Source organism: Pantoea sp. nfd-35 (assembly GCF_056892255.1).
This window is the reverse complement of record NZ_CP122403.1, coordinates 3136457-3155192: the sequence shown is the minus strand read 5'-3', so window position 1 is coordinate 3155192 and position 18736 is coordinate 3136457. Positions and strand designations below refer to the sequence as shown.

Below are 18736 nucleotides of genomic sequence, written 5' to 3'. Positions count from 1 at the left end.
TTATTCGTCATCCAGTTGAGGTTGCGCCGAATTTTCCGGAATTTTTACGTGAACCTGGATGATACGACGGCTGTCAGCCATGGCAACTTTGAACTGGTAACCATCGATGTCGATGCTTTCGCCGCGCGCCGGCAGGTGACCAAAGCCCTGCATCACCAGTCCACCGATGGTATCCACTTCATCGTCGCTGAACTGGGTGCCAAATACCTCGTTGAAATCTTCAATCGGGGTAAGTGCCCGAACGGTATAAGTCTGACGGTTGAGCTGGCGGATATCACGATCTTCTTCATCGTCATATTCGTCTTCGATTTCGCCCACTATCAGTTCCAGAATATCTTCAATCGTGACCAGCCCGGACACACCACCAAACTCATCGATCACAATCGCCATATGATAGCGCTGGGAGCGAAACTCTTTCAGCATGCGGTCAACGCGCTTGCTCTCAGGGACCACGACCGCCGGACGCAGGACTTTTTCCACGCTGAAAGGCTCAGATTCGCTGCTCATAAACGGCAGCAGATCTTTCGCCATCAGGATCCCTTCAACGTGGTCTTTGTCTTCGCTGATGACCGGAAAGCGGGAGTGCGCGGAATCGATAATCACGCTGAGGCACTCTTCCAGGTTCTGATTACGTTTCAGCGTAATCATCTGGGAGCGGGGGATCATGATGTCACGCACGCGCTGTTCTGCAATATCCAGCACGCCCTCGAGCATGTCCCGGGTATCCTGATCAATCAGATCTTTTTGATTGGAGTCACGGATCAGGCCCAGTAGCTCGTCACGGTTTTTAGGTTCACCGTGGAACAGTTGGTTGATGAGAAGGGAAAAAAATCCCTTTTTACTACTGGGTGCATCGCTGTTTTGAGAATGGTCGTCGCTCATGGCGGTTTTTAAAGATCTCTCTGGTAAGGAAATTACGCTGCCGGCCTGTTCACCAGCAGCAGGGTGGCCTGAATCAGATACTCAGGTGTTTTCTTTCTCCGAAATGTACGGATCAGGATAACCAAGAGCAAGCATTATCTCTGTCTCAATACCTTCCATCTCTTCGGCTTCACTGTCTTCAATGTGATCATAACCCAACAGATGCAGCGTGCCATGGATCACCATGTGCGCCCAGTGGGCTTCTGGGGTTTTTCCCTGCTCCTGCGCTTCCTGCTCAACGACCTGACGACAAATGATCAGATCGCCTAACAGCGGTAATTCAATGCCGGGCGGGGCTTCAAAGGGAAATGACAGCACATTGGTCGGTTTATCTTTGCCCCGATAGGTCAGATTAAGTTCATGACTTTCGGCTTCATCCACCAGACGAATGGTCACTTCACTTTCTGGCTGGAAGGGCGTTACCGCCGCTTCCAGCCAGCGTTGAAACTGGCTTTCAGTCGGTAAATTATCGGTCTGCTCGCAGGCCAGCTGCAGATCGAGGATCACGTCGCTCATGAATTCTCCTGGGCGCTGTGCTGGGCCGCAAGGGCATCACGTTTACGCTCTTCCGCTTGCTGATCGCGGCGTTTTTGATCGGCTTCTTCCCAGGCTTCATAAGCGGTCACAATGCGTGCCACTACGGGATGACGCACAACGTCTTCGCTGTGGAAGAAGTTGAAGCTGATCTCTTCCACTTCAGACAGCACCTCAATGGCATGACGTAAACCGGATTTCGTGTGGCGCGGCAGGTCAATCTGCGTCACGTCACCGGTGATGACCGCTTTAGAGTTAAAGCCAATACGGGTCAGAAACATCTTCATCTGCTCGATAGTGGTGTTCTGACTTTCATCAAGAATAATGAAGGCGTCATTGAGCGTACGGCCGCGCATGTAGGCCAGCGGGGCCACTTCAATGACGTTGCGCTCCATGAGTTTCTCGACCTTCTCGAATCCCAACATCTCAAACAGGGCGTCATAAAGAGGGCGCAGATACGGGTCCACTTTCTGACTCAGGTCGCCCGGCAGAAAGCCCAGTTTTTCCCCCGCTTCGACCGCGGGACGCGTCAGCAGGATACGTCGAATCTCCTGACGCTCCAGCGCATCGACCGCGGCGGCCACGGCCAGATAGGTTTTACCCGTACCGGCCGGACCCACGCCAAAGGTGATGTCATGGTCGAGAACATTTGCAATGTACTGTGCCTGATTCGGCGTACGTGGCTTAATGACGCCACGTTTGGTCTTAATGTTGACCGCCTTACCATAGTCCGGCACGCTTTCCGCCGTTTGTTCCAGCACCCGGCTCTCTTTAATCGCCAGGTGAATCTGTTCAGGCTCAATATCCGGGATCTCCCCGCGCACTGGCGCAGTATCGACATAGAGCGTTTTCAGGATATCAACCGCGGCATTCACACACAGCACCCGACCAACCAGTTTAAACTGGTTGTCACGGCGATTAATCTCAATGCCAAGACGACGTTCCAGCTGTTTCACATTATCGTCGAACGGACCACACAGGCTCATCAGACGGCGGTTATCAGCCGGTTCAAGGGCGATTTCACGGGTTTCAATATTCAAACGAATCCTTTGGGTCACTCAGGGCCAGTTGAAAGGGTTTGCTGCTGCATCAAACGCGTTAAGCGGATGCATCGTAACGAAATTATTTATGCGGTAGCGCCGGGGCGCAAGCTTGTGAAGTGATATTTGGGCGGCACTGGCATAAACCAAGTGCAAAACAGCAGAATGTGCGGCGGCGAATGCTGGGCCGCCGCACAAAACGAAGCATCAGGGCTGGAATACGCCAACGCCGATGTCGTTTTCCTTGCGGGTACGGGCGATAACGGACGCCGGGCTTTCCGCCACACGCAGGCCCAGTTCCTCTTCTGTACGAACCAGCTTGCCGCGCAGTGAGTTGGTATAAACGTCCACGATTTCCACGTCGGCAAATTTACCAATCATCTCCACGGGCCCTTCAAAGTTGACCACACGGTTGTTTTCGGTGCGGCCAGTCAGCTCCATCACGTTTTTACGTGAGATGCCCTCGACCAGAATGCGCTGCACGCTGCCCATCATACGACGGCTGATGGCCATCGCCTGCTGATTGATACGTTCCTGCAGAATATAGAGACGCTGTTTCTTCTCGTCTTCGCTGACGTCGTCAGGCAGGTCTGCCGCCGGTGTACCGGGACGCGCGGAGTAGATAAAGCTGTAGCTCATATCAAAGTTGATATCGCCAATCAGCTTCATGGTCTGTTCAAAGTCCTGCTGGGTTTCCCCCGGGAAGCCAATGATAAAGTCAGAGCTGATTTCAATATCCGGACGCGCCGCCCGCAGTTTGCGAATGATGGCCTTGTATTCCAGCGCGGTATGCGCACGCTTCATCAGCGTCAGAATACGGTCGGCACCGCTCTGTACGGGCAGATGCAGGAAGCTCACCAACTCTGGCGTATCGCGATAGACCTCAATGATGTCATCAGTGAATTCAATCGGGTGGCTGGTGGTGAAACGAATGCGGTCAATGCCGTCGATGGCCGCGACCAGACGCAACAGCTCAGCAAAGGTGCAAACGTCACCATCGAAGGTTGCGCCGCGATAGGCATTGACGTTCTGACCGAGCAGGTTGACCTCGCGAACCCCCTGTGCAGCCAGTTGGGCGATCTCCAGCAGAATATCATCTGAGGGACGGCTGACTTCCTCGCCGCGGGTATAAGGCACCACGCAGAACGTACAGTATTTGTTGCAGCCTTCCATGATGGAGACAAACGCGGTTGGCCCTTCGGCACGCGGTTCAGGCAGGCGGTCAAACTTTTCGATTTCCGGGAAGCTGATATCCACAACCGGACTTTTGCTGCCGCGCACGGTGTTAATCATTTCGGGCAGACGGTGCAGGGTTTGCGGACCAAAGACGATGTCCACGCACGGCGCACGCTGGCGAATATGATCGCCTTCCTGTGACGCAACGCAGCCGCCGACACCGATAATCAAATCCGGGTTGCGCTCTTTCAGTTTTTTCCAGCGCCCCAACTGGTGGAAGACCTTCTCCTGCGCTTTCTCGCGGATAGAGCAGGTGTTGAGCAGCAGAATATCCGCCTCTTCGGCTTCCTCTGTCAGGGTATAGCCGTGCGTGCTGTTCAGTAGGTCAGACATCTTAGATGAATCGTACTCATTCATCTGACATCCCCAGGTTTTGATATGCAGTTTTTTTGTCATCGAGCTAGCCATTAAATCAGTGCAGTGAAGTGCTGGGGGCGTATTGTAATGCTTTGCTGCGGATGTGACCAGCCTGAGGGCTTTTCTGATCGTGTCTGATTTTTCCGGTACACTTTGCCGTAAGACAACCGTGCTGAAAAGTGACGGCAGATAAGAGGGAAAAAAGTTATGCAGGATAACCGGTTTGATGTGGTGATAGTAGGCGGTGGCATGGTCGGCGCCGCGCTGGCATGTGGTCTGACGCAGCACCAGTTTCGTGTGGCGGTTGTAGAGCGGGCAACACCACCTCCTTTTGATCCACACAGCCTGCCCGATGTGCGTATTTCCGCGGTCGGATCCTCTTCCGTGGCACTCCTGAAACAGCTCAACGTCTGGCAACGTGTTGAGGCGATGCGCTGTGCGCCTTATCGCAAACTTGAAACCTGGGAGTGGCAAACGGCGCAGGTCAATTTCGACGCCGAATCGCTGGGGCTGCCTGAACTCGGTTACATGGTTGAAAATAATGTGTTGCAACGCGCCCTGTGGGAAGAGATGGAACAGCGCGGCATCACCCTGCTGTGCCCGGCGACGATGGACGACCTCCAGCCCTGCAATGGCGGCTGGACGCTGTCATTGAGCAATGGGACTGCGATCAGCACGGCATTAGTCGTGGGGGCCGATGGTGCCAACTCGCAGGTGCGGCAAATGGCCGGTATCGGCATTCGTGGCTGGCGCTACGCGCAGTCCTGTCTGCTGGTCAGCGTCACCTGTGAACATCCCGCTGGCGATGCCACCTGGCAGCATTTTACGCCGCAGGGGCCGCGTGCGTTTCTGCCGCTGTTTGGCAACCATGCTTCTCTGGTGTGGTACGACTCCGCTGCACGCATTCGTCAGCTACAGACTATGCCGATGGCGCAGCTGGAAAAAGAAATTGCCCGGCATTTCCCGGCACGGCTGGGACGCTTTCATGCCCATGCAGCCGGGGGCTTCCCGCTGGTGCGTCGTCACGCCTCGCGCTATGTTATGCCAGGGCTGGCGCTGGTGGGGGATGCCGCGCACACCATTAATCCTCTGGCGGGGCAGGGCGTCAATCTGGGCTATCGGGATATCGATGCATTAATGGACGTATTGATTGAGGCGCGAAATAAAGCAGAGGACTGGTCATCCGAACGCATACTGCTGCGCTATCAACGCCAGCGGCGCAACGATAATTTGCTGATGCAGAGTGGCATGGACCTGTTCTATTTTACCTTCAGTAACCAGGTTGGGCCGCTAAAGCTGGTGCGCAATCTGGGGCTCATTGCCGCTGAGCATTCAGGCGTGCTGAAGCGTCAGGTTTTGCGATACGCACTGGGATTGTAAGCATCGGCTGCGCGTTGCCTTGAGGTGATGCGTGGCCTGTTTGACCGAAAGACAAAAACAACAAAGCCCGCAGAAGCGGGCTTTGTTGCTTAATTTGGCTGGGGTGCAGGGATTCGAACCCCGGAATGCTGGTATCAGAAACCAGTGCCTTACCGCTTGGCGACACCCCAATGGTGTCAAATCAAATTGTCTAAAAATGGCTGGGGTGCAGGGATTCGAACCCCGGAATGCTGGTATCAGAAACCAGTGCCTTACCGCTTGGCGACACCCCAAGAAAATGGTGGCTACGACGGGAATCGAACCTGTGACCCCAGCATTATGAGTGCTGTGCTCTAACCAGCTGAGCTACGTAGCCAAATTGTACTGCCTTTCGATGATGGCTGGGATACCTGGATTCGAACCAGGGAATGCCGGTATCAAAAACCGGTGCCTTACCGCTTGGCGATATCCCATTCGTCCACTCGCAGCCGCGAGATACATCGAAATTGGCTGGGGTACCTGGATTCGAACCAGGGAATGCCGGTATCAAAAACCGGTGCCTTACCGCTTGGCGATACCCCATCCATGCTGCCGAATCATGAAATGGTGCGGGAGGCGAGACTTGAACTCGCACACCTTGCGGCGCCAGAACCTAAATCTGGTGCGTCTACCAATTTCGCCACTCCCGCAGAAAAAAGATGGTGGCTACGACGGGAATCGAACCTGTGACCCCAGCATTATGAGTGCTGTGCTCTAACCAGCTGAGCTACGTAGCCATCTTTTTTTCGCGCAACCTTCATCGGCGTTGCGGGGCGCATTATGCGGAGTTGACTACACAGCGTCAACAAGTTTTTTGCCGTTTTTTGCCTTCAAACGCCTGTTTGTCTGGCTTATAACCAGGGTGATGCTTTATTCGGCAATTTTTCAGTGAATACAACGGCAATAACAAAAAAGATGGGCCGTATACGGCCCATATTGTCACTCAGTATAGCACTTATTTGTAGGCAGACTGGTGAACGCCTACGGCACGTCCTGACGGGTCATCCATGTTTTTAAAGGCTTCGTCCCACTCGATGGCTTTTGCCGATGAACAGGCAACAGACGGCCCGCCTGGTACGCACTCGGCAGCGCTCGGCAGTGGGAAGAGTTCTTCAAAGATTTCACGGTACAGGTACGCTTCTTTCGACCCCGGCGTGTTATACGGGAAACGGAAGTGCGCCGTCGCCAGTTGCTGATCGCTGATTTGTTTGGCCGCGACTTCTTTCAGTGTGTCAATCCAGCTGTAACCCACGCCGTCAGAGAACTGCTCTTTCTGGCGCCAGGCCACGCTTTCGGGCAGGTAAGAGGAGAAGCATTCACGCAGAATGTGTTTTTCCATTTTACCGTTGCTGCCGCACATCTTGTCTTGTGGGTTAATACGCATGGCGACATCCAGGAATTTCTTATCCAGGAACGGCACGCGTGCTTCAACGCCCCAGGCAGACATCGCTTTGTTGGCGCGTGCGCAGTCAAACATATGCAGGGCCAGCAGTTTGCGAACGTTCTCCTCATGGAACTCTTTCGCGTTTGGCGCTTTATGGAAATACAGATAACCACCAAAGACTTCGTCAGCCCCTTCGCCCGACAGCACCATTTTGATGCCCATGGCTTTAATCTTACGCGACATCAGGTACATCGGTGTGGAGGCGCGAATCGTGGTCACATCATAGGTTTCAATGTGGTAGATCACGTCACGAATCGCATCCAGGCCTTCCTGCACCGTGAAGTGAATTTCGTGGTGCACCGTACCCAGATGCTCTGCCACCAGTTTGGCCGCTTTCAGATCCGGCGATCCTTCCAGACCGACCGCGAACGAGTGCAGCTGTGGCCACCAGGCGTCACTTTTATCCTGATCTTCCACGCGTTTGGCCGCGAAACGTTTGGTTACCGCTGAAATAATTGACGAGTCCAGACCACCAGACAGCAGCACGCCATACGGAACATCGGACATCAGGTGGCTTTTCACTGACTCTTCCAGCGCATGTTTCAGTTCTGCTGCGTCGGTCACGTTGTTCTCAACGTTCTGGTATTCCATCCAGTCACGCTGCCAGTAACGACGAATTTCACCGTCGGTGCTGGAAAGGTAGCTTCCCGGCGGGAATTCTTTGATTGAACGGCACACCGGCACCAGCGCTTTCATTTCTGAGGCGACAAACAGGTTACCGTGCTCATCGTTGCCCATATACAGCGGGATGATACCGATATGGTCACGGCCAATCAGATAGGTGCCTTTGACGCTGTCATACAGGATGAAGGCAAACATGCCTTCCAGTTCGTCAAGAAAATCGACACCTTTCTCCTGGTACAGCGCCAGAATCACTTCGCAGTCAGAACCGGTCTGAAACGCGTAGCGATCGCTTAATTTTGCGCGCAGGGCCTGATGGTTGTAGATCTCACCATTGACTGCCAGTACGTGGGTGTGGTCAGCGTTATACAGCGGCTGTGCACCGTTGTTCACGTCAACAATTGAGAGGCGCTCATGAGCAAGAATGGCGTGGTCATCGGCGTAAACGCCTGACCAGTCCGGCCCACGGTGACGCATTAAACGTGAGCTTTCCAATGCTTTTTTACGTAACTCAACGGGATCGCTTTTCAGATCCAGCACACCAAAAATAGAACACATATCTGACTCCTGAACTCACCTGCGGCGATGTAATTTTACGTTTGTCCGGCAGCCTGTTGCTGCGTGATGTATAAGAAAATGCGTTATTTACGGTCCCCAATGCAAGAGGAATCGTATTTTGCTGATGAAAATGTTGTTGTGTAGCGAGGTGTATTGAATTTTATCTAACAGAATTGGGTTTTTATTGTTGAATCGTCAATGAAATGAAATTTCAGCACGCTTTTTGAGCGAGGATAACGGGCGCAGAGAGCCATAAAGGTGAGACGCACCACAGAATCTGGCAGTGCGTCATAAGAGAAATGAATCAAAAGAGGTCGATATCGGCAACAGACGGGAAAATCCAGTCAGGACGGAAAGGCATCGCATCAATGTCGGTAAGCGTGGATACGCCAGAAAGCACCAGAATCGTTTCCAGACCGGCCTGAAAACCAGCGAGGATATCGGTACGAAGATTATCGCCCACGATAACCGTTTCCTCTGAATGGGCCTGCATCTTGTTCAGCGCGGCGCGCATGATGTAGGGGCTGGGCTTGCCAACGTAAAATGGCCTGCGACCTGAAATCTTTTCAATACCGGCACACAGTGCGCCACAGGCGGGCACAAAGCCCCGGGCATGCGTATCGGGATTGGTTGCAATGAACCGCGCGCCGTTTGCCACAAAGAAAGCGGCCTTGTGCATCATGTCCCAGTTGAATGAGCGGGTTTCCCCGACGATAACGAAATCCGGGTTAACGTCAGTGATGGTAAAACCGGCTTTATACAGCTCGTGTACCAGCGCACCTTCGCCAATGACATAGGCTTTTTTGCCTTCCTGGCGGCGTAAAAAGTCCGCGGTGGCCATGGCTGAGGTGTAAAACACCGAATCCGGTATGTCGATTCCCGCTGAGGAAAAACGGTTTGCCAAATCACGCGCCGTTTGTGAAGGATAATTGGTCAGCACCACCAATGGCATGTCTTTCGCCAGGATGCGCTGCAAAAATTCTTTCGCGCCGGGCACTGCGGTATTGTCGTGCATCAGCACGCCATCGATATCACAAATTACATTTTTAATCGTCATAAAGGGGTTCCGATACGCGCCGCGCTGAGTAAGGCCGCGCTTAGTCTTCCAAAAGATGTTGCAGCAGAATGCCGTTTAACATCGCCCGTTTTGCCAGGGCAAAGGCCCCAATCGCGGAGCGGTGATCGAGTTGTGAACGCACCACCGGCAGATGTTTACGGAAGGCCGCCAGCGCCTGGGTATTAATGCAACTTTCTATGGCCGGGAGCAACACGCGTTCAGCTTCCGTAATTTCGCCGGCCAACACAATTTTTTGCGGATTAAACAGGTTAATGGCGATAGCAATGGCTTTACCCAGATAGCGACCCACGTATTCGACAACTTCACTTGCCAGCGCATCGCCCTGGTTCGCCGCCTGACAGATATGCGGCATCTGGCAGGCATCCTGAGTTAATATGCTGGGGTAGCCTTTATTCAACAGATCTCTGACGCGCTGTTCAATGGCGCCATTCGCCGCGATGGTTTCAAGGCAGCCAAAGTTACCGCAATGGCAGCGTTCCCCGAGCGGATCGACCTGGATATGGCCGATTTCACCCACGTTGCCATTACTGCCCAGGAATATTTGTCCGTTGGCAATAATCCCTGCGCCCGTTCCCCGATGCAGTCGCACTAATATGGAATCAGCACAATCACGGGTTGCGCCAAAATAGTGCTCTGCCAGCGCCAGACTGCGAATGTCATGACCCACAAAGCTGGTCACCTTAAAGCGTTTTTTCAGGTTGGCCACCAGAGGCCACTGGTCCACCGTAATGTGCGGCATATAACGGATAACGCCATTATGCGGATCGACCAGGCCAGGCAGAATCACCGATATGGCTATCAGCTCACGAATTTTCGCTTCGCTCTGCTGAATAAAATGCGCAACGGCATCGAACAGCGCCTGCTCCAGCGTGTCCTGCGTGGTTTGCGGCAGGGGATAATCCTGCTGAGCCAGTGATTTGCCGCTTAAATCGAACAGCGTTAAGGTCGCATCGTTGCGGCCGAGGCGCACGCCGATAGTGTGAAAGTGACGGGTTTCAGTGACGATGGAGATCGCGCGGCGTCCGCCGGTGGACGCCTGCTGGTCCACCTCTTTGATCAGGCCGCGCTCAATAAGCTGGCGGGTAATTTTGGTCACACTGGCGGGCGCGAGTTGGCTCAGATCCGCAATCTGAATGCGCGAAATCGGTCCCTGTTGGTCGATTAACCGGTAGACGGCTGCGCTGTTCAGTTGTTTGACAAGATCGACATTTCCAATTTGTGTCTGGCCGCCAGTAGTCATTCAGTGCTTACTCGCTCAGGACGTTATCTCCATTGACTAACGTCTTAATAATTTTAAAGTCGCGTGTAAATACGGTCAGATTGGCGAGTTTTCCTGCCTGGATAGTGCCTGACTGTTTTTCTACGCCCATTGCCCGTGCCGGATAAAGTGATGCCATGCGCAGCGCTTCATCCAGTGGAATGCCTGCATGTTCAACGCTGTTTTGCACGGCTTCGATCATCGTCAGTGCGGAACCGCTCAGCGTGCCATGTTCATCAACACAGAGTCCATCACGATAATATATTGTTTTACCAGCAAAAATAAACTTATCGATTGTGGCACCTGCGGGCGCAGTGGCATCGGTTACCAGGACCAGCTTGTCACCCTTAATGCGTTTGGCATTACGAACGTTAGCGTAATGAACATGTAAACCATCCGCAATGATGCCGCAGTATACATCAGGCGCATCAAACAGCGCACCGATTAGGCCCGGCTCACGCCCTGCAAAGGCCGGCATGGCATTATAAAGGTGCGTCGCAAAGGTGATGCCGGCGGCAAAACCCGCTTTGGCTTCTTCGAAAGTGGCATTGGAATGACCCGCAGACACCACAATACCGGCGTCGCTGAGTTGGCGAATCACGGCGCTTCCGACGCTTTCTGGCGCCAGTGTGACCTTGCTAATCACATCCGCGTTCGCACACAGGAAATCGACCATCTTCGGATCGGGCTGGCGAATAAGGGCAGGGTTATGGGTGCCTTTTTTGGCGACGTTCAGCCACGGACCTTCCAGATGTAATCCCAGCAGAAAGTGGGGATACTTCTGCAAAAAGGCGCGCATTGTTTCGACGGCGCGCACCATGAGTTCGTCACTGCTGGTAATCAGCGTTGGCAGAAAGCTGGTGCAGCCGGATTTAACATTGGCGCGGTGCATGGTTTCCAGCGTTTCCACGCTGATGGCATTGATATCGTCATTAAACTGCACGCCTCCACAGCCGTTAAGCTGCAGGTCAATAAAGCCGGGTGCGATAATCGCGCCCCCAACATCCTGCTGTTCTATTTCTGGCGGCAAGGCTGCCAGAGAGCAAACCCGCTCAATTTTGCCGTCAGCGATGACGACAGCATGATGATCGAAAATGTCATCGCCGCTGTAGATACGGCCGTTCACTAATGCGTACATCTTGTTCTCCCGGCTTGCCTGCCGTTAACGCGTCTAACCGCAGGTGACGAAATGATTGTGTTAAACGCCCTGCATATTTTCCGCTTCCATTTCACGGAAGTATTTCACCGTTTTGACTTTTAGCTCCATGGTGGCAGGCTCATCACAGACCACCACGGATTTAGGATGAAGCTGCAGGCAGCTAATCGTCCACATATGGTTCACGTTCCCTTCAACAGCAGCCTGCAACGCCTGGGCTTTTACGTGCCCGGTGACCAGGATCATGACTTCTTCGGCATCCAGCAGCGTACCAACGCCGACTGTCAGCGCGTATTTGGGTACCTGATCCACATCACCGTTGAAAAAACGCGAGTTCGCTACGCGCGTGTCGTGCGTCAGGGTTTTAATCCGGGTGCGTGAAGACAGAGAGGAGGCGGGTTCATTAAACGCGATATGCCCATCGTTACCAACGCCGCCCATAAACAGGTGAATTTTACCCAGTGTCCGAATTTTATCTTCATAACGGCGACATTCTGCGTCAATATCTGGCGCATTACCATTCAGTAAATTGATATTTTCTGGTTGGATATCAACGTGGTCGAAGAAATTGCGGTACATAAAGCTGTGATAGCTTTCCGGATGCTCTTTCGGCAAGCCAACGTATTCGTCCATGTTAAAGGTCACGACATGTTTAAAGCTGACCTGGCCCGCTTTGTGCATGTCAATCAGGTGTTTATAGGCTTCCAGCGGCGTTCCGCCCGTGGGCAGTCCCAGGATAAAAGGCTTGTCAGCACGGGGATTAAACGCATTGATGCGATTGACGATATGGCGTGCCGCCCATTTGCCGACCTGAGTTGGGGTGGATAAAGGAATCAGTCTCATATTGCACCTCGAATGTGAGTTAACGGTCAGACGTGCAGCTAATACGCGGGTCAGGCCTGAAGTGGCAGGCGCAAAGGGTGTAAGAAAGCGCACATCTTGATATTTCGCATCATAAAATAAGTTTGCCTTTATAGCCAGTGAGAGTGACCTTAAAAATCGATTTATGGTGATAATTGTCACAGATAGTAGCTATTAATTTGTGAAGCGAATTAAATTGTTATTACACTCCTCAGCATTGAGTGTAATGCCGTAAGAGGCTTGCTGCTGACATAACAACATTAAGCGGCAGCATAGCTACAGAGTCAGTTCATAGGGGGAAGGGTCAATGTTAAGTTATTTACAACGAGTGGGACGGGCGCTGATGGTGCCGGTCGCCACTTTGCCTGCTGCAGCAATACTTATGGGGATCGGCTACTGGATCGATCCGGACAGCTGGGGCGCGGGCAATGCCTTTGCCGCCCTGCTGATTAAATCCGGTGGCGCGATCATTGAAAACATGTCAGTGCTGTTCGCGATTGGCGTGGCGTACGGTATGTCAAAAGATAAAGACGGCGCGGCCGCACTCACCGGCTTTGTTGGTTTCCTGGTCGTGACGACGTTGTGTTCGCCTGCCGCCGTGGCGATGATTCAGAAAATACCGGTGGCTGACGTCCCTGCGGCCTTTGGGAAAATCAGCAATCAGTTTGTCGGTATTCTGGTTGGGGTTCTGTCAGCCGAAGTCTACAACCGCTTTAGCCATGTTGAACTGCCCAAAGCGTTCTCGTTCTTCAGCGGCCGTCGTCTGGTCCCGATTCTGGTCTCGTTCCTGATGATTCTGGTCGCGTTCATCCTGATGTATATCTGGCCAGTCATCTTTAATGGTCTGGTGAGCTTTGGTGAGCATATCCAGAAGCTGGGATCGGTAGGGGCTGGCGTCTATGCCTTCTTCAACCGATTGCTTATTCCGGTAGGCTTACATCATGCGCTGAACTCCGTGTTCTGGTTCGACGTCGCGGGCATCAACGACATTCCTAAATTCCTCGGCGGTGCGCAGTCGCTGGCGAATGGCACCGCTATTCCGGGCATCACGGGCCGTTATCAGGCGGGCTTCTTCCCTATCATGATGTTCGGTTTACCCGGCGCAGCGCTGGCGATTTACCATTGTGCTCGTCCTGAAAATCGGGCGAAGGTCGGCGGGATCATGTTGGCGGCGGCTTTTGCCGCCTTCTTTACCGGCATTACCGAACCGCTGGAATTTTCCTTTATGTTCGTGGCACCGGTACTCTATGTCATCCATGCTGTGTTGACCGGTCTGTCTGTGTTTATTGCTGCCAGCATGCATTGGATTGCCGGCTTTGGTTTCAGCGCGGGGCTGGTGGACATGGTGCTCTCATCCCGCAATCCCCTGGCGACGCACTGGTACATGCTGATTCCGCAAGGGCTGGTGTTCTTCGTTATCTACTATGTTGTGTTCCGTTTCACCATCAAAAAATTCAACCTGATGACGCCGGGCCGTGAGCTGGCGGTTGCTGGCGATGAAACCGATGGTTATGACGTGAATGTGGATACTACCGACAACGGTGAGAGCGCGACCGAATCTCTGGCGCGTCGTTACATTGGCGCGGTGGGCGGTTCAGACAACTTAACCGCGATCGATGCCTGCATTACGCGTTTGCGTCTGAATGTGAAGGATGCCGGGCAGGTTAATGAAGGCGTGGCGAAACGCCTGGGTGCCTCAGGTGTCATCCGCCTGAACAAGCAGAGCGTTCAGATAATCGTCGGCACACAGGCTGAAAGTATCGCCATGGCCATGAAAAAAGTGTTGGTGAAAGGCCCGGTTGCAGCCGCTACCGCCAGCACCGCCAGCGCACCCGCTGCGGCCAGCGACGTGAAACCTCAGGCTGTGTTAAACAGTGAAAAACGCGTTATCGCGACCTTAGTGGCGCCCGTAAGCGGTGAAATTGTGCCGCTGGATGCCGTACCGGATGAGGCTTTTGCCAGTAAAGCGGTCGGCGACGGTGTGGCAATCAAACCCAGCGACAAGCGCGTTGTGGCCCCCATTGCGGGCACCGTGGTGAAAATCTTTAACACTAACCATGCGTTCTGCCTGGAAAGTGAAAATGGGGTGGAGATCGTGGTGCACATGGGGCTGGATACCGTGGCGCTGGGCGGTCAGGGCTTTACCCGTTTAGTGGAAGAGGGCGCTCAGGTTACGGCAGGTCAGCCGGTGCTGGAGATGGATCTTGACTATCTCAACGCCCATGCCCGCTCGATGATAAGTCCGGTGGTGGTCAGCAATATTGAAGACTTCGCAGGATTAACGCTGTTGACGCAGGGCCAGGTGATCGCGGGTGAAACCCCGCTGTATGAAATTAAAGGCTAATTCGCTGTATCAACAATAAAAGGCAGGAAGCGATTCCTGCCTTTTTTATTTTAAACGCCCAACAAACGGTTGTTTCTCTGCAACGCTTTGTGGATCATACCCGGATATTACGTGGTATAAACCACCCTTTCTACGCGTTGAGGATTTTGAGATGAGTGAGGCTGAAGCCCGCCCAACTAACTTTATTCGTCAGATTATTGACGAGGATTTGGCGAGCGGGAAGCACAGCAGTGTGCATACCCGTTTCCCGCCAGAGCCAAATGGTTATCTGCACATCGGTCATGCTAAATCAATCTGCCTGAATTTTGGTGTTGCACAAGACTATCAGGGCGAGTGCAATCTGCGTTTTGACGATACCAATCCGGTTAAAGAGGATATGGAATTTGTTGAGTCCATCAAGCGTGATGTGCAGTGGTTGGGTTTTTCGTGGAGTGGCGACGTTCGTTATTCATCTGACTATTTTGATCAGCTTTACCAGTATGCGGTTGAACTGATCGGAAAGGGACTTGCCTATGTTGATGAACTGACCCCTGAAGAAATTCGTGAATACCGGGGAACGTTAACCGCGCCGGGTAAAAACAGCCCATACCGCGATCGCAGCGTGGAAGAGAACCTTGCCCTGTTTGAAAAAATGCGCAACGGTGAATTTGCAGAAGGTAAAGCCTGTCTGCGTGCAAAAATTGATATGGCTTCCAGCTTTATCGTTATGCGCGACCCGGTGCTGTACCGCATTAAGTTTGCTGAGCATCATCAAACCGGCAACAAATGGTGCATCTACCCGATGTACGATTTTACCCACTGCATTTCCGATGCGCTGGAAGGCATTACGCATTCACTCTGTACACTGGAGTTCCAGGATAACCGCCGTCTGTATGACTGGGTGCTGGACAACATCACGATTCCGGTTCATCCACGTCAGTACGAATTTTCGCGCCTGAATCTTGAATATGCGGTGATGTCAAAACGCAAACTCACGCAGCTGGTCAGTGAGAAGCATGTGGAAGGCTGGGACGATCCCCGTATGTTAACCGTGTCCGGCCTGCGTCGCCGTGGTTATACCGCGGCCTCAATCCGTGAGTTTTGCCGGCGTATTGGTATCACCAAGCAGGACAACATTGTTGAAATGGCCTCGCTGGAGTCTTGTATCCGCGACGATCTCAACGAAAATGCGCCACGCGCGATGGCGGTGTTGGATCCGGTGAAGCTGGTGCTGGAAAACCTGCCGGCAGGCCATAACGAAGTGCTTAGCATGCCGAACCATCCTAACAAACCGGAGATGGGGACGCGCGACGTGCCGTTCAGCCGCGAAATCTGGATCGATCGGGCCGATTTCCGTGAAGAAGCTAACAAGCAGTATAAACGCCTGGTGCTGGGTAAAGAGGTGCGCCTGCGTAATGCGTACGTGATCCGAGCCGAGCGTATCGCGAAAGATGAAGAAGGCAATATCACCTGCATCTACTGCACCTGTGATGTGGATACGCTGAGCAAAGATCCTGCTGACGGCCGTAAAGTTAAAGGCGTGATCCACTGGGTGTCCGCTGAACATGCGCTGCCCGCTGAGTTCCGTCTTTACGATCGCCTGTTTAGCGTACCCAATCCTGGCGCGGCAGACGATTTCCTGACCACGATTAATCCCGACTCGCTGGAAGTCAAACAGGGCTTTGTTGAACCCGGCCTGCGTGATGCGGTGGCCAGCGCGCCCTACCAGTTTGAGCGCGAAGGCTACTTCTGTGCCGACAGCGTTTATTCAACCCCTTCACAGTTAGTGTTTAACCGCACGGTAGGTTTACGCGATACCTGGGCGAAAATCGGCGAATAATTTCTCTGTGATGTTGACCGCAGAGTAATCGAAAGGGCGAGTTATCGCCCTTTTTTATTGCGGCGATTTTTTTTAGTACCGACGTTTCTCCTGAGCAGAGTCAGAGTATTAATTTTATTTTTGTGGAACCGCTCTCAGTTTAATTTTTTTAATAAATTTCCCAGTGTTAATTCTTTTTTTTCAGGTAGGCTAACCCTCTGAAGTATCAGTTTGTGGGTTTAAAAGGAAAAAATGACACTTTTTGCACAGGAAGCCAAACATAGCGTTGTCGTGTTACATCAGCTTATTGAACATATTTTTAATCATGGTCGGGATGGTGGCGACAGTTTTCATCTGCTGCTCTCGCACTTTCATCCCGATTTTAAGATGGTCACGCCGCAGGGAAAACAGCTGAATCTGGATCAGGTTGAAGATCTTTTTCGACGACTGCAGGGGGCAAGGGAAGGGATGCGCATTGCGACCAGTGAGCATGTAATTCTTTCTGAGCATGCGAACGAAGTGACGATTCAGTATCGCGAACTGCAGATGATGAATGGTGAAAATAAAAGCCGTATTTCGCTGGCGATTCTGGACTGCACCACCTCTGTTCCACGCTGGCGCTACCTGCAGGAAACGCTCGTGACCTGAGCGACAGCAATAAAAAAGCCGATGTGAACATCGGCTTTTTTACTTTATACCCGAAAGCGCTTATTTGTCGTGCAGCGTTTCGTCTTCACGGCAGTCGCCCAGTGCACAGTGACCGTACAGGTACAGGCTGTGGTTGGTGAGCTTAATACCATGACGGGTCGCGATTTCACGTTGACGCGTCTCAATGGATTCGTCACTAAATTCAATCACTTTACCGCAATCCAGACAGATCAGGTGGTCGTGATGGTGCTGCTGCGTCAGCTCAAACACCGATTTACCGCCTTCAAAGTTGTGGCGGGTCACGATGCCTGCATCGTCGAACTGGTTAAGCACACGGTAGACCGTGGCCAGTCCAATCTCTTCGCCCATGTCGATCAGGCGTTTATACAGATCTTCCGCGCTGACGTGATGGCATGCAGGTTCCTGAAGCACTTCCAGAATTTTGAGTCTGGGCAATGTGACTTTCAGGCCAGCCTTCTTTAATGCGGTATTGTTGTCAGTCATGCGGATATTGTCCTGTTACTTTAGTCACTCTTGTGGCACGTAGCCTGTATGTCGATCGACCGCCATTCTCATTTGCGTCTCATTATAGAACTGATGCGCTGAAATGAAAACCGATGTCCTTGCGATGCGCCAGCGGCGATGTTCGCTGCGCATGGCATGGAAAGCGGACGAGTCGCATTTCGCGTTTTGTCATCTCAGTTCCAGGGAAATAAGCAGATGATCGATGCGGGTATTCTACAGATTAAATGGGGAAAGTTACAAAAATGTAGCTATTATTTTTATAGGAAAAGCCGTTTGCCCAGTGTGAACCTGCGTCCACACTGAGCTCAGCGCGATCAGGCTTCAATGATTTCTTTGAGCTGCAGCTCATCAAAAATTTGCTTAACCCATTTATCAACGCGTTCGTTGGTCAGCTCTGGCTGGCGATCTTCATCAATAGCCAGACCCAGGAAGTGGTTGTCATCAGCCAGGCCTTTTGACGCTTCGAAGTGGTAACCCTCGGTCGGCCAGTGGCCCACGATGATGGCGCCGTTAGGTTCGATGATGTCACGAATGGTTCCCATGGCATCACAGAAGTACTCTGCGTAATCTTCCTGATCGCCACAGCCAAACAGCGCAACCAGCTTGCCGTTAAAGTCGATCTCTTCCAGCGTCGGGAAGAAGTCATCCCAGTCGCACTGGGCTTCACCGTAATACCAGGTGGGGATGCCCAGCAGCAGAATGTCAAAGGCTTCTAAGTCTTCTTTAGTGCTTTTCGCGATGTCGTGAACTTCTGCAACGTCTTTACCCAGTTGTTTCTGGATCATTTTTGCAATGTTTTCGGTGTTACCGGTATCGCTGCCAAAGAAGATGCCTACGATTGCCATGGGTAAAATAACCTCTTAAATCCTGATGATAGAATGAATGCCGGAGCCTGTTCAGCAAATGATAGCAGACCGCGCAAAAGGGCGGAATGTGTAAAGCCGCGACATTTGTTTCTG

General features: G+C 52.5%; 15 protein-coding genes and 7 tRNA genes. 4 read left to right on the top strand and 18 right to left on the bottom strand.

Annotation, left to right across the window (positions count from 1 at the left end):
* From corC to miaB, 4 genes are all read right to left on the bottom strand, one after another.
* Window positions 1-882 carry a CNNM family magnesium/cobalt transport protein CorC gene (gene corC, locus P9J57_RS14735; protein ID WP_014593173.1) on the bottom strand — a complete coding sequence of 294 codons (882 nt, stop codon included), beginning with the start codon at window positions 880-882 and terminating at the stop codon, window positions 1-3.
* A gap of 81 nt (window positions 883-963) precedes the next feature.
* The gene (gene ybeY / locus P9J57_RS14730; protein ID WP_013025028.1) at window positions 964-1437 is read right to left on the bottom strand and encodes an rRNA maturation RNase YbeY; all 474 of its coding nucleotides are present in this window, start codon (window positions 1435-1437) and stop codon (window positions 964-966) included.
* A complete protein-coding gene (locus P9J57_RS14725; RefSeq protein WP_014606308.1) occupies window positions 1434-2495 on the bottom strand; it encodes a PhoH family protein in 1062 nt (353 codons plus the stop codon). Before P9J57_RS14725 ends, ybeY begins: the two co-directional genes overlap by 4 nt.
* A gap of 207 nt (window positions 2496-2702) precedes the next feature.
* Complete coding sequence (gene miaB, locus P9J57_RS14720; protein WP_014606307.1) at window positions 2703-4127, bottom strand: tRNA (N6-isopentenyl adenosine(37)-C2)-methylthiotransferase MiaB; 1425 nt, start codon at window positions 4125-4127, stop codon at window positions 2703-2705.
* Window positions 4128-4295: 168 nt separating this feature from the next.
* Between miaB and ubiF the strand changes: the two genes are divergently transcribed.
* Window positions 4296-5468 (top strand): 3-demethoxyubiquinol 3-hydroxylase, encoded by a 1173-nt coding sequence (ubiF, locus tag P9J57_RS14715; RefSeq protein WP_022623693.1) that lies wholly within the window; start codon window positions 4296-4298, stop codon window positions 5466-5468.
* A 95-nt stretch (window positions 5469-5563) separates the two neighbouring features.
* Here the strand turns inward: ubiF and P9J57_RS14710 are convergent.
* The 12 genes from P9J57_RS14710 to nagB form a co-directional block, all read right to left on the bottom strand.
* A tRNA-Gln gene (locus P9J57_RS14710) sits at window positions 5564-5638 on the bottom strand.
* Between the two features lie 27 nt (window positions 5639-5665).
* A tRNA-Gln gene (locus P9J57_RS14705) sits at window positions 5666-5740 on the bottom strand.
* Between the two features lie 6 nt (window positions 5741-5746).
* Window positions 5747-5823 (bottom strand) — tRNA-Met (locus P9J57_RS14700).
* Window positions 5824-5845: 22 nt separating this feature from the next.
* Window positions 5846-5920, bottom strand: a tRNA-Gln gene (locus P9J57_RS14695).
* Between the two features lie 34 nt (window positions 5921-5954).
* Window positions 5955-6029, bottom strand: a tRNA-Gln gene (locus P9J57_RS14690).
* Between the two features lie 22 nt (window positions 6030-6051).
* Window positions 6052-6136, bottom strand: a tRNA-Leu gene (locus P9J57_RS14685).
* A 10-nt stretch (window positions 6137-6146) separates the two neighbouring features.
* A tRNA-Met gene (locus tag P9J57_RS14680) sits at window positions 6147-6223 on the bottom strand.
* A gap of 218 nt (window positions 6224-6441) precedes the next feature.
* Complete coding sequence (asnB, locus tag P9J57_RS14675) at window positions 6442-8109, bottom strand: asparagine synthase B (RefSeq protein WP_013025032.1); 1668 nt, start codon at window positions 8107-8109, stop codon at window positions 6442-6444.
* 304 nt (window positions 8110-8413) lie between these two features.
* The gene (locus P9J57_RS14670) at window positions 8414-9166 is read right to left on the bottom strand and encodes an HAD-IIA family hydrolase (RefSeq protein ID WP_013025033.1); all 753 of its coding nucleotides are present in this window, start codon (window positions 9164-9166) and stop codon (window positions 8414-8416) included.
* Window positions 9167-9206: 40 nt separating this feature from the next.
* The gene (gene nagC, locus P9J57_RS14665; protein WP_112899957.1) at window positions 9207-10427 is read right to left on the bottom strand and encodes a DNA-binding transcriptional regulator NagC; all 1221 of its coding nucleotides are present in this window, start codon (window positions 10425-10427) and stop codon (window positions 9207-9209) included.
* Window positions 10428-10434: 7 nt separating this feature from the next.
* Window positions 10435-11583 (bottom strand): N-acetylglucosamine-6-phosphate deacetylase, encoded by a 1149-nt coding sequence (nagA, locus tag P9J57_RS14660; protein ID WP_072138636.1) that lies wholly within the window; start codon window positions 11581-11583, stop codon window positions 10435-10437.
* 60 nt (window positions 11584-11643) lie between these two features.
* Entirely contained in the window at window positions 11644-12444 is an 801-nt protein-coding gene (nagB, locus tag P9J57_RS14655; protein ID WP_014593179.1) for a glucosamine-6-phosphate deaminase, read from the bottom strand.
* Window positions 12445-12769: 325 nt separating this feature from the next.
* On the opposite strand from nagB, the gene nagE reads away from it, so the two are divergent.
* From nagE to P9J57_RS14640, 3 genes are all read left to right on the top strand, one after another.
* Window positions 12770-14806, top strand: coding sequence for an N-acetylglucosamine-specific PTS transporter subunit IIBC (gene nagE, locus P9J57_RS14650; protein WP_014593180.1), 2037 nt, complete (start codon window positions 12770-12772; stop codon window positions 14804-14806).
* Between the two features lie 151 nt (window positions 14807-14957).
* Window positions 14958-16625, top strand: coding sequence for a glutamine--tRNA ligase (gene glnS / locus P9J57_RS14645; protein WP_014593181.1), 1668 nt, complete (start codon window positions 14958-14960; stop codon window positions 16623-16625).
* Between the two features lie 231 nt (window positions 16626-16856).
* On the top strand, window positions 16857-17252 hold the full coding sequence (locus P9J57_RS14640; protein WP_013025039.1) for a hypothetical protein: 396 nt from the start codon (window positions 16857-16859) through the stop codon (window positions 17250-17252).
* A gap of 60 nt (window positions 17253-17312) precedes the next feature.
* On the opposite strand, the gene fur is transcribed toward P9J57_RS14640, so the two are convergent.
* Together fur and fldA are read right to left on the bottom strand one after the other, a co-directional pair.
* On the bottom strand, window positions 17313-17756 hold the full coding sequence (gene fur, locus P9J57_RS14635) for a ferric iron uptake transcriptional regulator (protein ID WP_013025040.1): 444 nt from the start codon (window positions 17754-17756) through the stop codon (window positions 17313-17315).
* Window positions 17757-18091: 335 nt separating this feature from the next.
* A complete protein-coding gene (fldA, locus tag P9J57_RS14630; RefSeq protein ID WP_006118431.1) occupies window positions 18092-18622 on the bottom strand; it encodes a flavodoxin FldA in 531 nt (176 codons plus the stop codon).
* Window positions 18623-18736: the final 114 nt, after the last annotated feature.

Bases quoted from the DNA above. Each gene is read 5' to 3' on its own strand.
- fur (WP_013025040.1), bottom strand. From the start codon at position 17,756: ATGACTGACAACAATACCGCATTAAAGAAGGCTGGCCTGAAAGTCACA.
- P9J57_RS14640 (WP_013025039.1), top strand. From the start codon at position 16,857: ATGACACTTTTTGCACAGGAAGCCAAACATAGCGTTGTCGTGTTACAT.
- asnB (WP_013025032.1), bottom strand. From the start codon at position 8,109: ATGTGTTCTATTTTTGGTGTGCTGGATCTGAAAAGCGATCCCGTTGAG.
- glnS (WP_014593181.1), top strand. From the start codon at position 14,958: ATGAGTGAGGCTGAAGCCCGCCCAACTAACTTTATTCGTCAGATTATT.
- P9J57_RS14670 (WP_013025033.1), bottom strand. From the start codon at position 9,166: ATGACGATTAAAAATGTAATTTGTGATATCGATGGCGTGCTGATGCAC.
- fldA (WP_006118431.1), bottom strand. From the start codon at position 18,622: ATGGCAATCGTAGGCATCTTCTTTGGCAGCGATACCGGTAACACCGAA.
- ybeY (WP_013025028.1), bottom strand. From the start codon at position 1,437: ATGAGCGACGTGATCCTCGATCTGCAGCTGGCCTGCGAGCAGACCGAT.
- nagC (WP_112899957.1), bottom strand. From the start codon at position 10,427: ATGACTACTGGCGGCCAGACACAAATTGGAAATGTCGATCTTGTCAAA.
- ubiF (WP_022623693.1), top strand. From the start codon at position 4,296: ATGCAGGATAACCGGTTTGATGTGGTGATAGTAGGCGGTGGCATGGTC.
- corC (WP_014593173.1), bottom strand. From the start codon at position 882: ATGAGCGACGACCATTCTCAAAACAGCGATGCACCCAGTAGTAAAAAG.
- nagA (WP_072138636.1), bottom strand. From the start codon at position 11,583: ATGTACGCATTAGTGAACGGCCGTATCTACAGCGGCGATGACATTTTC.
- nagB (WP_014593179.1), bottom strand. From the start codon at position 12,444: ATGAGACTGATTCCTTTATCCACCCCAACTCAGGTCGGCAAATGGGCG.
- nagE (WP_014593180.1), top strand. From the start codon at position 12,770: ATGTTAAGTTATTTACAACGAGTGGGACGGGCGCTGATGGTGCCGGTC.
- miaB (WP_014606307.1), bottom strand. From the start codon at position 4,127: ATGACAAAAAAACTGCATATCAAAACCTGGGGATGTCAGATGAATGAG.